Genomic DNA, 13,589 nt, shown 5'->3' on the forward strand with positions numbered 1-13,589 from the left:
ACGTAATATATTAGAGAAATCGAACAATTACAACAAATAATAGCTCCATTACGAAAAAAGGTATTAATAATTAGAGAAATAAAAAAGACATACTCTATTGGATGCAAATTCTTTGTCGTAGCCATTATTGAAGAAGGGTATACTCCTGCTTTATATTTAGATAAAGACATTATCACTAGGATTCGTGTCTATTGATTTATTTATGGTTATATTCGGCTGACGGGGGGGAATTAAATATAGGTTTGCCGGAGCTAACTCTCTTTTTACATAAAATTTTTTGGGATAATAAATTTGTTTATAAAAACTTTTTTATTGAAGTTGGGGGAAAGCATGGATAAGGAAATAACAATTGAAGAGTGGCATCCAAATTGGTCGAAACAATTTGAAAATGAAAAAGTGAAACTAAAGGAAATACTATCTGACAAGGTTATATCTATTGAACACGTAGGAAGTACGTCTGTTGAAGGTTTAGGGGCTAAACCGATTTTAGATATTGCTATTGGAGTAAATGACTTGGAGATAGTTAACGAATTCATTGAGCCTTTAAAGCAAATAGGATATGAATTTGTTTACCATAAAGAATTTCCTGAAAGACGCTTCTTTAGAAAGGGACAATGGAGAGCTGGTACACATCATTTGCATTTTTATCAGTTTGAAGGAGAACATTGGAACAATCAAATTTTATTTAGAGATTATTTAAGAAATAATCCTGATGTTTTAAGAGAATACCATCAACTAAAAATTGCTTTGGCAAGAAAGTATCGTTTTGACAGAGGTGCTTATACAGAGAATAAAGCCCCTTTTCTACAAAAAGTATTGCAAAAAGCGAAAAAAGAAGAACAGTTATAAAAACTTTATTGTGCTCAGAGCTTTTGTGTGAGAAGAGAGGTAAAGATTTCTCGAAAATGCGACAGCTGCTGGATTAAAGCGTTGATTCAGTCCTTCTGAGCTTATTAGTACCCCAGTGGAAGCTTCTAGCCTACTGCACAATTGTGTAAGTGATGTGCTAGCGATTTCCTGACTGAGCCATACGTAAAGGGCAATGAGTTCTTTTGCTTGATACTTACTAGATCGCTGTACAAAGCCACCTTGCTTAGCGATGTCTTGTAGGACTATTGGAGATAAAAAGTATTGTAGCTCTTGTGCGAAAAGATTCAGTCCATTTGAAATGATAGGATTCATCAAAAACGCCATTCTTTCTCGTAAACTTCTTACGATAAGCATAGCGTTTTTTCATTTTGAGGGTATGATTTTAACTTCGCTTGATGGGTATGGGGTCCCGATTTATATGTAATAGGAGCGCTAGCTGAGCTTGAGATTGGACCAATAGCCCGTAATATTTCTGGGGCACGCTATGCAGCAGGCCGAATTGTTGATAGTGTATAAAAATATTTATTCTTTTAAGTTTTAAATCGTAATGACTTTGATTTGTGTAGTAGGAGGGACAAAGTAGAAAGAGGGAAGGTACCCGTTACTGTATTGAGTGGTTATTTAGGTTCAGGGAAAACGACGTTATTAAATCATATTTTAAAAAATCGTGAACAGAAAAAAATTGCTGTGATTGTCAATGATATGAGTGAGGTCAATATAGATGCTTTGCTTATTAAACAGGGTGGGTTTTCACGTACAGAAGAAAAATTAGTAGAATTACAAAATGGCTGCATTTGCTGCACGCTTCGGGAAGATTTAATTCTTGAAGTAGAGAAGCTTGCTACCAAGGGTGATATTGATTATATTGTCATCGAATCAACGGGAATTAGTGAGCCGATACCAGTTGCTCAAACATTTACATATGTAGATGAAAACCTTGGCATCGATTTATCAAAATTTTGCCGCCTAGACACAATGGTAACTGTTATAGACGCAAATCAATTTTGGCAGGATTTTACTTCAGGCGAAACGTTACTCGACCGAAAGCAGGCTGCAAATGATGAGGATGAAAGAGAGGTAGCTGATCTCCTCATTGACCAAATAGAATTTGCCAATGTCCTTGTTTTGAATAAAACGGATTTAGTCGTAAAAGATCGGCTAGCTGAGTTAAAGGCTGTCCTTCAAGCATTAAATCCTTATGCAAATATCATTGAAACCGTTCATTCACAGCTTTCATTGGATCAAGTACTTGACACCCAATTATTATAGCCTTTATTAAAGAGTTAGAGTACAGTGCTGGCTTTATTATTACACTACGCGCAGCACTATTTGTGTTCTTATGCAACAAACGGGGGGGGGTGAGAGAAGAAGCGAAGTGTAGCAAGGACAAAACGGTTCTGGTGCAAATATTTAGAGGACATATAAAGGAGCAAAAAGTTTTCTAGTGGAATCCATTTTATACTGGAAAAAATAGTTGATAAATGAAATTGATTTGGGACAGACTTCTTCTCTTGAAGGGTTTGTCCCTTGTTCATCTGTATCAGTATGTCCAGGATTTAGAGATCACTTGGAATTTCCTTGAAGTTTTTTGCGCTAAAACTGAACCGATTGATATGTATAACAGTCATTTTTTAAACTTATAATTTTTTTTGTAGTTATTTGTAGTTTTTGGTTAAATTCCGTAGTTCTTGTTATAAATTAAACCAAACTTTTCATTGGAACAAATATGAAGACGTTTAACAAGTTTTATGTTTTGTAGTTTTTAAAATATTTTTGAATGCACTTGCCTAGTATTGTAATGTTTAACACTTGGAATTCTAGTTGATAGTTAACTAGAGCAAAATAGGTAAAGTAGCTAAGGATTCATACTATCTTCTTTACTATCCAGCTGTTCTTCTAAGGAGGTGGGGTATTTTCCGAAGAGGGTTACTCTAACATTAGATAAAATCAGAAACGAATGGAGTCGCAAAATATTTTCATATAAAACAACTTATAACATAAGAGGTGTAAAGAATGAAAGTGACAGTACCTGTTAATAGTGATCATGTTCAAAAGCTAGAAAGTACGCAAAATGAAACGTTAAATTTATTAAATTCCACTCAGCTCATTATAAAAGAGGCGGTTCAGAAGTTAGGCTACAACGATGAGATGTACGAGTTACTAAAAGAACCAGTTAGAATCCTCACGGTACGTATCCCAGTTCGAATGGATAACGGTTCCATTAAAGTGTTTACCGGCTATCGCTCTCAACATAACGATGCAGTAGGTCCTACGAAAGGAGGAGTCCGCTTCCATCCTGAAGTAAATGAAGAAGAGGTAAAAGCATTATCTATTTGGATGAGTTTAAAGTGTGGCATAACAAATCTTCCTTACGGCGGAGGAAAAGGTGGCATTATTTGCGATCCTAGGAACATGTCGTTTGGGGAGCTGGAGAGATTAAGCCGCGGGTATGTTCGTGCCATCAGCCAAATTGTCGGCCCCGCAAAAGATATTCCAGCACCGGATGTGTATACGAATTCTCAAATTATGGCGTGGATGATGGATGAGTACAGCCGTCTTCGAGAATTCGATTCTCCTGGATTTATTACGGGCAAACCGATTGTTTTAGGGGGCTCACAAGGCCGTGAAACAGCAACAGCACGCGGCGTCACGGTTTGCATTGAAGAAGCGGTAAAGAAAAAAGGCATGGACTTACAAGGTGCACGCATCGTGGTTCAAGGCTTTGGGAATGCGGGAAGCTTTCTGGCGAAATTCATGCATGATGCAGGGGCGAAAGTGATTGGGATTTCGGACGCGCATGGGGCTCTTTATGATCCGGAAGGGCTTGATATCGATTATTTACTTGAGCGACGCGATAGTTTTGGAACCGTTACCAATTTATTTACTAATGTCATCACGAATCAAGAATTACTCGAAAAGGAGTGTGACATTTTAGTACCGGCTGCCATCTCAAACCAAATTACGGCACAAAATGCCCATCGTATTAAAGCATCGATTGTAGTGGAGGCGGCAAATGGACCAACAACCCTTGAGGCTACCAAAACTTTAGATGAAAGAGGAGTCCTCCTGGTACCAGATATACTGGCAAGTTCAGGTGGTGTCACTGTTTCTTACTTTGAATGGGTTCAAAATAATCAAGGATATTACTGGTCAGAGGAAGAGGTGGCTGACAAACTGCGAAAAGTCATGGTTGATTCTTTTGAAACGATTTATCAAACCTCACAGGCCCATCAAGTGGATATGCGTTTAGCGGCCTATATGGTTGGAATAAGAAAAACGGCTGAAGCTTCACGTTTCCGTGGATGGGTATAAAATGTAAATCACTCTACCAATCTATTAAAAAGGGTTAAAACATACTCTTTTAATTGGATGGAATTCTTCATGTGGTTAATCACTGTCCGTTCAAAGAGCAGTATTATAATGTTTGAGTTTGACGCTGAAAAAGAAGCTGTTAGTTTCCTGGTTATCGTAAAAAAGCTTTGGAAAATCTAGAATTATTATTAGAAGGTTAAAGCTTAATAAAATAGGTTTTTGGAAACGATTTCTCAGTAGGAAAGAGCCTTGGCTTTATACTTAGAAACCAAAAGAGAGTCCTTAAAGAAATGGCCCTGTTAAAGATTAGTGTTGATTTTCTTATTCAATTAACGGTGCAGGATAGTTGAGGAGGTTTATGTATGGCTTGGTTTTCATTAGAAAAAAGACGATCGAAGTTTGGGAAGTTTTTAGATAAGCACGATTTAACGCAGCAGATTGTAGTCACAAAAAGCGGAGTTTCTCGCAATACAATTAGCAGACTGTGTCAGCCGAAATATGAAGAAGGACCGACAATGAAAAATGCCAGGAAAATTATAAAAGCTCTTCGGGATATTACCGGAAAAGACATTGATTATGATGATCTTTGGAGTATGTAATGATGTTAGACTGTAAAATCAAGAGCGTTGAAAGAAATGCTTTTTAAAAGTGGATAGAAAAAACTTTATTTAAGGATAACGTGCTTTAGACAACCAGGCTTGTATAGGTTCTTATATAAGATTATTGGATAGGGAATACCATTATTTGAAGGCATTCCCTAAAATTTTTACTATTTTTCAACATTAACATTTAACACAGCCAAAGAAATAAAAATGTTGGATTCCTATTGACGAGCATGTAGGATTGGAGCTAATTTCCAGAATGGAATAAATATAACGCTAACAGATTGATATGTTTTAGGGAGATGTGTTTATGAAAGCAAAATATTGCAAAGAATCACGAGTGATACGAACAAGCCGTGTATTCCCAAACGATGTAAATAATCACAATACGTTATTTGGTGGTCGGCTAATGAGTCATTTGGACCAAGTTGCGTCAACCTCTGCAGCTCGTCATAGCCGAAGAGAATGTGTAACTGCATCAACAGATTCAGTTGATTTTTTACATCCTGTTCGACCAACAGATTCCGTCTGCTTTGAATCGTATGTAACATGGACAGGCACATCATCCATGGAAGTGTTTGTAAAAATTATTGCTGAAGACTTAAAAAGCGGTGAGTGTAAAATTGCAGCGACTGCCCTCTTAACATTTGTGGCACTTGATCAGCATAAACGCCCAACAAGTGTTCCACAAGTTATTCCGGAAACCGAAGAAGAGAGAAAATTACATGAAACCGCACCAGAGCGGACAAGAATGCGTAAAGAACGGAAACAAAAAAGTAAAGAGTTGACCGCATTTTTAACGCTGAATTATCCTTTGGAGCAATATAGCCTATGATTTGTTAGATTATGGTGCAGAAATCTATAAATTTTGGATATGCTACATCTTTTGATCATCACTTATCAATCTATGAGAAAAGGGGATAGTCTTGACCTTGTTTTTTGCATTTTATTGTCTGTTCCCCATAAAGAAAAATTTATACTGTATAAAATTAATGGGATGGAGGAATATGATTAAATGATAAAGGAGCATAACGTTCAGGTTGATAGTCAAAGGAAAGCTTACTTAGATGAATGGGTAATACATTATCGCTCCTATGCTACTAAAGGACAAAACGCCACTTATATTCCTGCTTTAGGAAAAGTAAATTCATCGCAATTAGGCATTAGCATAATGGGGTCAGATGGAACAATGATAAAGTCAGGAGATTGGGAAGTCCCTTTCACCTTACAAAGTATATCAAAAGTGATCAGCTTTATAGCTGCATGCTTAGGTCGAGGTATTTCTTATGTGTTAGAGCGGGTTGATGTGGAACCGACTGGAGATGCTTTCAACTCAATTATTCGTTTAGAGATGCATAAATCAGGAAAGCCTTTTAATCCTATGATTAATGCAGGAGCGATTACGGTAGCTTCACTCTTGCCAGGAAATTCAGCACAAACTAAATTAGAATTTCTTTACGCATTAATCGAAAAAATGATAGGGAAACGTCCAGCTATCAATGAGGAAGTGTTTCACTCTGAATGGCAAACAGCCCATCGCAATAGAGCCTTAGCTCACTATTTAAAAGAGACCGGTTTTTTAGAATCGGATGTAGAGGAAGCCCTAGAGGTTTACCTGAAACAATGTTCTATCGAAATTAATACAGAGGATATAGCCTTGATAGGATTGATTCTGGCACATGATGGATATCATCCTATTCGTAAAGAACAAATCCTACCTAAAAAGGTGGCTAGATTAACTAAAGCCTTAATGCTTACTTGTGGAATGTACAATGCGTCTGGCAGATTTGCTGCTTTCATCGGATTGCCAGCTAAAAGTGGAGTGTCCGGAGGAATTATGGCAGTTGTCCCTCCAAGATTGAGAAGGGAACTGCCGTTTCAAGATGGATGTGGTATTGGCATATATGGGCCAGCCATTGATGAATATGGCAATAGTTTGCCAGGCGTGATGTTATTGGAACATATCGCACAAGAATGGGATTTAAGTATTTTTTAAAATCATGGCAAGCAAAAAATGTTCAGACATCGTGCTGAACATTTTTTGTCATGTATTAACGGGCAATAAAATTCTTGCCTTTATATAAAAGAAGCGTTAGCGAGGTGAACGGCCCTGCTTGATTTACGTGTACGCACAAAATGAAAACGGACTTAACAAGTCTTCTTTCATTTTTCTTTCACAGTGACTTTCGCTGTTCTCGGCTTTTCTGTTCTTACATCTTGAATGGCTGAAAAATATTCGTATGAGTATTTGCCAAGAGATTGGCAAACACTCATAAATAAACAATTGGACATGGATAAACATCCATGTCCAATTGTTTATTTAGATAGCATCTTCTTTTTTGGAAGGTGAAGCAACTTGAGAGCGATCCCAACATTCAATGTTTTCAAGACCTTTAATACTGTCTTTATAAAAGACGGGATCTTTACCAGCCTTTTTCTGTTTCATATAGTCTGTTAAAGCAGCGAAAGCTACTTTTGATAATAAAAGAATGGCAATTAAGTTCACGATAACCATGAAGCCCATAAATAAATCAGCCAAATCCCATACAAGTTGAATCTTTGCAACTGAACCGAATATAATCATGGCTAATACGCTTGTTCGGTATAGCATCAACAATGCTTTACTTTTGTGTAAAAAGCGAATGTTTGTTTCCCCATAATAATAGTTACCAATTAACGCGCCGAATCCAAATAGGAAAATAAAGATGGCAAGGCAGCCTGATGCCCAGGAACCAACGTGTTCACTTAATGCTGCTTGTGTAAGTGCAATACCATTTAACTCTGGTTGTTTGTAAGCATCGGAGAATAAAATAATAAATGCTGTGCTTGTACAGACGATCAGTGTATCCGTTAATACGCCAAAGGCTTGAATAAGTCCTTGTTTCACCGGATGACTTGTCGTTGCCGTTGCGGCAACGTTTGGCGCACTCCCCATACCCGCTTCATTCGAGAATAAGCCACGTTTAACTCCATGCATGATCGCAGCGCCGAGTGAACCGCCTACAGCTTGTTCAAAGCCAAACGCGTTTTTAACAATAAGAGAAAGAACTTCCGGCAGTTGTGTTATGTTCGTAACGATGACAAATAATGCAATACCGATGTATAACACAGCTAAAAGCATAACCTTGTATTCAGCTATTTTTGCAATACTCTTCACACCGCCAAAGATAATCGCAGAGAAAATAAGTGCCATAATAATCCCCAGGGTTAAACGATCTGCACCAAATGCATTCTCAAAAGCAATCGAAACGGTATTTGATTGTACAGAATTGAATACAAGACCGAAAGAAATCGTAATTAAAATGGAGAATAATACTCCCATCCAACGTTTGTTTAATCCTTTTTCCATATAATAAGATGGACCGCCGCGGAAACCGTCTTTATCTTTTACTTTGTATACTTGTGCTAACGTACTTTCAATAAAGCTGGATGCTGAGCTAATAATAGAAATAATCCACATCCAGAATACCGCTCCAGGACCACCCAATGCAATCGCAATCGCAATTCCTGTGATATTACCTGTTCCAACGCGAGCCGCCATTCCAACACAGAACGCTTGAAATGGGGAAATGCTATCTTTAGAACTAGTTTTCCCCTCCAATAAAACACGGACCATTTCCTTCAACATTCGAAATTGTACAAATTTCGATTTAAATGTGAAATAAATACCGAATGAAACTAGCATAATAATCAATAACTTTGACCATAGAAAATCGTTTGTTGTGCCAATCATATTTTCCAGTAAATGCTGCATATCGTCACCTCTTGTTAAAGTTTAGTAATTTATGTTGAAGCAAATAAAATAGATAAATATTATGAAATTTTGTTCGTTACTTCTTTTAAATAGGCGGCTTTATCGTTTTCGTTAAATTGACCTTCCTATTTAGAAATAACAACCGCTGCAAGCGAGTTACCTACGACATTAACGGCTGTTCTCGCCATATCTAAAAGACGGTCAATACCGGAAATAAATGCCAATCCTTCTACCGGAATTCCAACTGTACCGAGTGTCGCTAATAGTACAACGAATGATACTCCAGGAACCCCTGCGATTCCTTTAGATGTAACCATCAATACAAGGACTAAAGAAACTTGGTCAGCAGGGAGTGACGTAGAAGGACGCATGGAACCAACCATGATGATCGGCTTGTCAGAATGAACAGTCAGGTTGAGGAAGTAAGCCGTCTCTTCCATGGTGTCCGTACCGTGAGTGATGACAATGCCGTCACATCTTGGATCATCCAATTCCTTTTGGACTTCCTTCGCCGATTTGACCATTACGGCATTGGTATTGGACGTACAGGAATCTATGCGTGCCACCTGCTCAGTAGAAATGTTAGCTGTGTTTTTTAGTACAGGAACCGCTACTATCAGTTGATCTGGAGTTAGGACACCAGCTTGATAGCCAGTGGTTTGGGTCGAAATAGAACCAGTTCCGGCGATGGTACCGCCCGTTGCCAGAATTTTAATGTTAGGCAAGTTTTTCTTAATGGGACTGGTTGTAGCAACTGCCGTAGTCTATTTGGCTTCAACAGGATTTAATGCATAAGTGTAAAAGAGACGGTAATAATCTCCGAAGACATTAACGCCAGTGCGGTGAGAGCAGCCTATTTCTTTGTAGTTAGTTTCTTCATTAGAAGTTCCTCCATTAACGTGTGATTAGTAAAAATCATTAAGCGCTTTCATATTTGTCCATTAAAAATAAAAACGTAGATTTAATTTAAAATAGGAGCTACAGAATTATACGTAAAACTACAAAAAACTACGGAAAAAAATTAAAATTTCTAAAAATAAATAAAAGTAGGACTTTTTTACAAATTCTGGTGCGAATATTATGGACAGAAAAATAGATTGTTTGCTGCCATACTTGGTACAAAGCCTTTTAGATTAGCAGTATGAGTACGTTACGTCCAAGTTGGGTGGATTTCTTATAATCGAATCCGTAATTTTTTTTCGAAAAATAAAGTAAGCGTTGTATTAAGGTGAATGAGGCTGTATACTGATTTTCAGTCAAAATGGGGAAGTGATTAATTTGAATCTTAGCACGTTAGTGAAAAAAGATATCTATATTCTTGTTCTGATGATGGTTACTGTGCCATTAGCTGGCGAAATAAAGTCTTTCCCCTTAAATGAGACGTTTCGAATGAGTTTTGGTGCACCAACATTTTTCTTCTTTTTGTTATTGTTACGGAGAATGCCAGCATTTTTACCGGGTTTTTTAACAGGAATGGTGGTTGTGGAATTTCGTATCCTGTTAGGCTTCATCATGCAGGAGGATTTTGACTGGACATCTTCTTTCCAGACCCACTATCCTAGTTTTTTCTTTTATTTCACTTATTCTTGTCTCTTTTATTTAGCAAAAATCAATCGCTTTCACCACCAACCTTTAATGGTTGGATTTATTGGCTTCATAATTGAAATATTGTCTGACTGTGTGGAATTAATCATTCAATATTTCGTATTAGAAACAACGATTACACTAGCGGCACTGAATGAGATAATCGTTATCGCATTTTCCCACAGTTTTATCGTTCTAAGCTTTTTCAATATGATGAAGTTGTATGAAGCACAGTCGAGGGAGAGACACATTAGAAAACAAAATGAACACATGCTTATGCTTATTTCCAATTTATACGAAGAATCGATTCATTTAAAGAAGACGTTGCAAGATGCTGAAAATATAACCAAAAAATCGTATGATCTATACAAAAGCTTAGACAGTTTAGAAAATGAACAACTGAGCTTTCCGGTCGAGGATTTCCGACGACAAGCATTGAAAATTGCTGGTGAAGTCCATGAGGTTAAAAAGGATAACCAACGTATTTTTGCTGGACTCTCCAAGCTGATTTCCGATGAAAGTTTTACAGATTATATGTCCATACATGAACTGGCAAACATCATCGTACGAGCAAACGATAAATACGCCCGTTTACTAGGGAAAGACATCCAATTTGTGTACACGGTTGATGGCACACATCCTCATTATCATATTTACACCATTCTATCGATCATTAATAATGTCGTTGCAAACGCTGTAGAAGCCATCAAAGATACAGGAACCATCACAATTGACATTGACATTGATAAGAAGCATGATTCGGTTGAATTTCGGATAGGAGATAACGGTCCTGGTGTTGCATCGAAGGATAAAGAATTAATTTTCAAGCCTGGGTTTACTTCTAAATATGATCTTAATGGTAACCCATCGACAGGAATTGGATTATCGTATGTAAAAGAAATGGTCGAAGAACTTGAAGGTGATGTTACGTTCCAGGACAGACCGGAAGGAAAAGGATCGATTTTCATAATTCGATTATTGGTTGATCATTTAATTGAGAAAGGGTGATTCGATGTTTTTTTATATAATAGATGATGACGAAGTGGTTCGCTCGATGTTGGCCCGAATCATCGAAGATGAGGATCTTGGGGAAGTGGTAGGAGAAGCTGAGGACGGTTCATTGTTGGATCAACAAATGCTAACTTTGAAAAATATCGATATTTTATTCATCGATTTGTTAATGCCGATTCAAGATGGAATTAAAACGATTCGTCAAATAAAACCGTCATTCAAAGGGAAAATCATCATGATTTCTCAAGTGGAATCGAAAGAACTGATTGGTGAAGCCTATTCACTTGGTGTTGAATACTTTATAATCAAACCGATCAACAGGATCGAAGTGTTAACGGTCATTCAGAAAGTCATCGAACGAATCCAATTGGAAAAATCGATACAGAACATTCAAAAGTCGCTCAATACGGTGCTTAAATTGGATTGCCATCAAAGTCTGCAGGAAAAATACCGCAACGAAAAACATATAAGAACTTCCAGTCATTTTCTTTTATCCGAATTAGGGATAGCTACTGAAAATGGGAGTAAAGATTTACTGGATATGTTAGATTATTTATATCAATATGAACAAGATAAAACGTTTGAACAAGAGTTTCCTACTCTAGAAGAGATTTTTGTGAATTTAGCTCGAAAAAGACTTGGAGAATCAGCTGCAGAGATGGAATTAAAAAGAGAGGTTAAAGCATCCAAACAACGGGTCCGAAGGGCAATTTACCAGTCATTAAACCATTTGGCGTCCCTTGGACTTACTGATTTTTTAAACCCGAAGTTCGAAAATTACGCTTCTAAGTTTTTTGATTTTACAACCGTAAGGAGAAAGATGACAGAATTAAACAATGAGTCAACACTACCCGCTCGCATCGATACGAAAAAATTCATTCAGGTTCTCTATTTTGAAGCGAAACGGATACATTTGGAATCGCAATGACGAATTTCATTTTGGGCAGACTTCACTTTTGGTGAAGCTGTCCTTTTTTCATTATACACATGGCTTCAGTGCCACTCAATATAGAGGCGGTCGTTTCATACAACTTGAATCCAAACATAGAACGAACATGAAGCTTTCTTTAAGAATGCTTTGAAGCCTTTTTTCTTGTTTTACTTAGATAAAAATCAATGGTATCTCCTTTCGAATCGACAGCACGATATAAATACATCCATTGACCTATGACTTTCACATACGTCTCATCGACTTGCCAAGAATCATTGGTTGGCTTAATATGATGTCTTACTCGCTCATCTAATGTAGGACCATACTGATGAACCCAGCGCATGGTCGTTGTATGAGCAATGAAAAGTCACCTCTTTTATTTGTGATTGCCATGGATATTATGCCCATATTTTATAAAAAGAACCGGACATAATAGGCGGAAAAAGACGATTTGAGAAATTTCAAGATGGGTAAATTGAGGAAATAAAAGGAGAAAAACTGCCCGTTAAATAGGTGTGGTGAACCGTATCATAAGTAAATGAGGTTTTATTATACTGAAATATGTTTTTTTAACTTGGAATGTATGCTTTTGAAAACTTTAAAATACAAGACTGAACTAAACCCTAAAAGTTAAACACAACTAACAATTAGGGTTCAGTTCAAACTATCTGTATCAATCCATAGAGTCTTTTTTAATAGTTTTTCCATATTTAATAACTGGATCCTTTACTAGTTTATTCAACTCCAATGGTAGATGAATACTAGAACAACAGTGGCTTCTCAATTATATAGTATTCTCTATAGTTTCCTTTAATCGTTTAAGATGAATGATAAAAAAACCGCGAGTACTTGTTCTGTTTACTACTCCTTCAGAAATTAACTCATTTAATAACTCTGTTACGGTTTCACGAATGCTTCCCATCATGCTAGCCAACTCTTGGTGTGTAACCTTTACCCCTAATTGAATCCACTCAGTTTCACCACCAGCATGCTCGTTTAAAGGTTCCCCAAATTTTTCTGATAATCTGTTTAATAAAAAAAGTAGCTTGTTTCGTACGCTCCCATATGCCATTTGCTCCATCATCTCTTCCATTTCCTTCAAACGAGTGGAGAGAATTTTTATTATCTTTAATGCAATATCTGGTTTTTCCATTATAATTTGTTCAAACTGGATCTTGTCTATTGAACAAATAACAGAATCCTCTATAGCTTTAGCGTATATAAGGTGGGACCCAGGGGCAAAAAGGCTAATTTCCCCAAATATATGTCCCGATCCTAATATATCAATCGTAAGTTCTTTTCCGTTGTTAGATATGGTGTACATACGGACTTTTCCCCATTTTATTAAATACAGTCGTTTTTGACTCTTGTTGGGAGAGGTAATTAAAGTACCTTTCTTAGTTACAGTGATTGGAGCAATGGATTCCATTTGTTGTAGTTCTTCTATGTCCAAATCATGGAATAAATTGATTCTCGATAAGTATTTAATTTTATCCACCAAATTTCCCCCTTATACGTTAATTGG

General features: G+C 37.0%; 11 protein-coding genes and 3 pseudogenes. 9 read left to right on the plus strand and 5 right to left on the minus strand.

Annotation, left to right across the window (positions count from 1 at the left end; all coding sequences use genetic code 11):
* The first annotated feature begins 18 nt into the window (after positions 1-18).
* Both V7068_RS08720 and V7068_RS08725 read left to right on the plus strand, forming a co-directional pair.
* Positions 19-195, plus strand: coding sequence for a DUF4279 domain-containing protein (locus V7068_RS08720; RefSeq protein WP_499712366.1), 177 nt, complete (start codon positions 19-21; stop codon positions 193-195).
* A gap of 135 nt (positions 196-330) precedes the next feature.
* Positions 331-849 carry a GrpB family protein gene (locus V7068_RS08725; RefSeq protein ID WP_499712327.1) on the plus strand — a complete coding sequence of 173 codons (519 nt, stop codon included), beginning with the start codon at positions 331-333 and terminating at the stop codon, positions 847-849.
* A gap of 17 nt (positions 850-866) precedes the next feature.
* On the opposite strand, the pseudogene V7068_RS08730 reads toward V7068_RS08725, so the two are convergent.
* A pseudogene (locus V7068_RS08730) lies at positions 867-1,182 on the minus strand (IS4 family transposase); the annotation flags it as partial.
* A gap of 246 nt (positions 1,183-1,428) precedes the next feature.
* Between V7068_RS08730 and V7068_RS08735 the strand changes: the two are divergent.
* The 5 genes and pseudogenes from V7068_RS08735 to V7068_RS08755 form a co-directional block, all read left to right on the plus strand.
* A pseudogene (locus tag V7068_RS08735) lies at positions 1,429-2,133 on the plus strand (GTP-binding protein); the annotation flags it as partial.
* Between the two features lie 750 nt (positions 2,134-2,883).
* Positions 2,884-4,182, plus strand: a complete 1,299-nt coding sequence (locus V7068_RS08740) for a Glu/Leu/Phe/Val family dehydrogenase (RefSeq protein ID WP_375351355.1) — start codon at positions 2,884-2,886, stop codon at positions 4,180-4,182.
* Positions 4,183-4,544: 362 nt separating this feature from the next.
* Positions 4,545-4,781 carry a helix-turn-helix domain-containing protein gene (locus tag V7068_RS08745; protein ID WP_252295216.1) on the plus strand — a complete coding sequence of 79 codons (237 nt, stop codon included), beginning with the start codon at positions 4,545-4,547 and terminating at the stop codon, positions 4,779-4,781.
* A 313-nt stretch (positions 4,782-5,094) separates the two neighbouring features.
* Positions 5,095-5,619: an acyl-CoA thioesterase gene (locus V7068_RS08750; RefSeq protein ID WP_252295217.1), complete on the plus strand. Its 525-nt coding sequence runs from the start codon at positions 5,095-5,097 to the stop codon at positions 5,617-5,619.
* 180 nt (positions 5,620-5,799) lie between these two features.
* The gene (locus V7068_RS08755) at positions 5,800-6,780 is read left to right on the plus strand and encodes a glutaminase (protein WP_127760430.1); all 981 of its coding nucleotides are present in this window, start codon (positions 5,800-5,802) and stop codon (positions 6,778-6,780) included.
* A 324-nt stretch (positions 6,781-7,104) separates the two neighbouring features.
* Here the strand turns inward: V7068_RS08755 and V7068_RS08760 are convergent, their stop codons facing one another.
* Together V7068_RS08760 and V7068_RS08765 are read right to left on the minus strand one after the other, a co-directional pair.
* Positions 7,105-8,538 (minus strand): alanine/glycine:cation symporter family protein, encoded by a 1,434-nt coding sequence (locus tag V7068_RS08760; protein WP_499712330.1) that lies wholly within the window; start codon positions 8,536-8,538, stop codon positions 7,105-7,107.
* A 125-nt stretch (positions 8,539-8,663) separates the two neighbouring features.
* On the minus strand, positions 8,664-9,263 hold the full coding sequence (locus tag V7068_RS08765; RefSeq protein ID WP_499712331.1) for a cation:dicarboxylate symporter family transporter: 600 nt from the start codon (positions 9,261-9,263) through the stop codon (positions 8,664-8,666).
* 544 nt (positions 9,264-9,807) lie between these two features.
* On the opposite strand from V7068_RS08765, the gene V7068_RS08770 reads away from it, so the two are divergent.
* Together V7068_RS08770 and V7068_RS08775 are read left to right on the plus strand one after the other, a co-directional pair.
* Entirely contained in the window at positions 9,808-11,130 is a 1,323-nt protein-coding gene (locus tag V7068_RS08770; RefSeq protein WP_499712333.1) for an ATP-binding protein, read from the plus strand.
* A 4-nt stretch (positions 11,131-11,134) separates the two neighbouring features.
* On the plus strand, positions 11,135-12,061 hold the full coding sequence (locus tag V7068_RS08775; RefSeq protein WP_252295220.1) for a response regulator: 927 nt from the start codon (positions 11,135-11,137) through the stop codon (positions 12,059-12,061).
* Between the two features lie 113 nt (positions 12,062-12,174).
* On the opposite strand, the pseudogene V7068_RS08780 reads toward V7068_RS08775, so the two are convergent.
* Both V7068_RS08780 and V7068_RS08785 read right to left on the minus strand, forming a co-directional pair.
* Positions 12,175-12,431: pseudogene (locus tag V7068_RS08780) on the minus strand (DDE-type integrase/transposase/recombinase); the annotation flags it as partial.
* A 417-nt stretch (positions 12,432-12,848) separates the two neighbouring features.
* Complete coding sequence (locus V7068_RS08785) at positions 12,849-13,562, minus strand: Crp/Fnr family transcriptional regulator (RefSeq protein WP_499712335.1); 714 nt, start codon at positions 13,560-13,562, stop codon at positions 12,849-12,851.
* Between the last annotated feature and the right edge of the window lie 27 nt (positions 13,563-13,589).

It is taken from the genome of Bacillus sp. JJ634 (assembly GCF_036962285.1).
Taxonomy (GTDB): domain Bacteria; phylum Bacillota; class Bacilli; order Bacillales; family DSM-1321; genus Peribacillus; species Peribacillus asahii_A.